Genomic DNA, 1684 nt, shown 5'->3' on the forward strand with positions numbered 1-1684 from the left:
ATTCCGGGTCCGCGACGCAGGTCATGCGTCGCGGACCATCCGGAGGTCAGTGGTTGTTCAGCACCGTCTCGACACCGTGCTGCACCAGCAGTTCGGCGTTCAGACCCGAGTGGTAGAAGACGTCATACTCGATGCCATCCACAGTCGCGTTGCCAGACTGTTGCGTCCAGTCGCCGATGTCCTCCCCGTCCGGCAACAGATCAGACAGCTCGACCTTGTCACCCGCATCGCCCTTGACCATCACTTGCGTGCGGCCATCAGCAATGAACAGGTCCTTGCCGCCCTGCTCGAGCACATCGCCCAGCGAAAGCTTGAGCGTGTTGTCGCCCGTGCCCGTCAGATCGATGACCTCGACGGACAACGGCGTCTGCCCAATGCGAGTCAGATCCAGAATCTCGCCTTCGCCGTCATGTTCGACGTGTACCTGACCGTCGTCTTGCACGGCGAGGACCGATTCTGCCGGGACGACCGGATCGGCCTCGGCGGTTGCTTCCTGGCTGTCCTGTGTGTCGTGATCCGCTACAGGGTTCTGACCAGAAGTAATGTCCTGGTCCAAAACCGCGTCCTGATCAACGACCGCGTCATCAGCAACGTCTTCAACAGACATTACAACTGCATCAGCACTCTGCTCTTCCTCGGTTATTGATAGACCGGTAACTCCCCCCCCAAAAGTCTCAAGCGTAATAGCGATGTCATCCACGAAGAAGTAGTCCTTGCCACCGGCCTGAGTGCCGTTGGAGCCAGAAACTAACTGGAACCCCGTAAAGACCATTCCTTCCGGCATAGTGAACGTGACCGTATGTGCCGTTTTCGATCCGAAGGTCCCAGTCAAGATTATCTTACCGTCGGTGCCGATGAACCTGATCACATTGCCACTGGTGTCACTATCGCCCACAGTGAATGTAATGGAGCTTGCGGTGTAGCCATCTTCCAAACCGACATACACGGCTCCGCACACACCCAACGCGTTGCTAGTGGGCTTAGTAATTGGCCCAACAAACCCGGCGGGGGATATCCCCTGCCAATCGCTCGCCTGATTGATAGTGCTGATGTGCAATAAGCCGAGGGTAAGTCCCTTACCAAGGGAACCAACCGGAGCCCCACTAAAGTCCTCATAAATTACGGTGGGGGTATCTGCCCCCAACGAGAAACCGAACGGTTCGCTCGGCTCGCTCTGGTTGCCCGCCGCGCCCGTCGCCACCGCCGTCAGTTCATGCGGGCCATAGGCCAGCGGCTGCTCCGGCGTGAAACTCCAATTGCCATCGTCATCAGCCGTCGTCTGTCCCAGGACCTGGTCACCGTCATACACCGTCACCGTGCTGCCCGGCTCCGCCGAGCCCCAGATTTTCGGCTGCGTGTCGTCGCTCGTCCCGCCCGGGGAGATCACCCCCTTCAGCGGGCCCACGTCGTCGATCACCGCCCAGATCACCGGCCTGATCACCGGCGGGGTCGTGTCCACGATCACCACGTGCGACTCCGAAGGCCTGCTTTCGTTGCCCGCCTCGTCACGCTCCACCACCGTGAACTGGTGCTCGCCTTCGTCCAGCGGCGTATCAGGCGTGAAGCTCCAGTTGCCGTCCTCGTCGACCTCCGTCTCGCCAACCGGCGTGCCGTTGTCGATCACGATGATCGTGTCGCCCGGTTCGCCCTTGCCCACCAGCGTCGGCGTCGTGTCGTCCGTGCT

General features: G+C 60.3%; 1 protein-coding gene. It reads right to left on the bottom strand.

The annotated features are described in order from the left end of the window. Nucleotides 1-46: 46 nt before the first annotated feature. On the bottom strand, nucleotides 47-1684 hold a 1638-nt coding region (locus tag HWY30_RS40730; RefSeq protein WP_244145222.1), incomplete at its 5' end, for an Ig-like domain-containing protein.

It is taken from the genome of Paraburkholderia tuberum STM678 (genome assembly GCF_902833905.1).
Classification (GTDB): Bacteria; Pseudomonadota; Gammaproteobacteria; order Burkholderiales; family Burkholderiaceae; genus Paraburkholderia; species Paraburkholderia tuberum.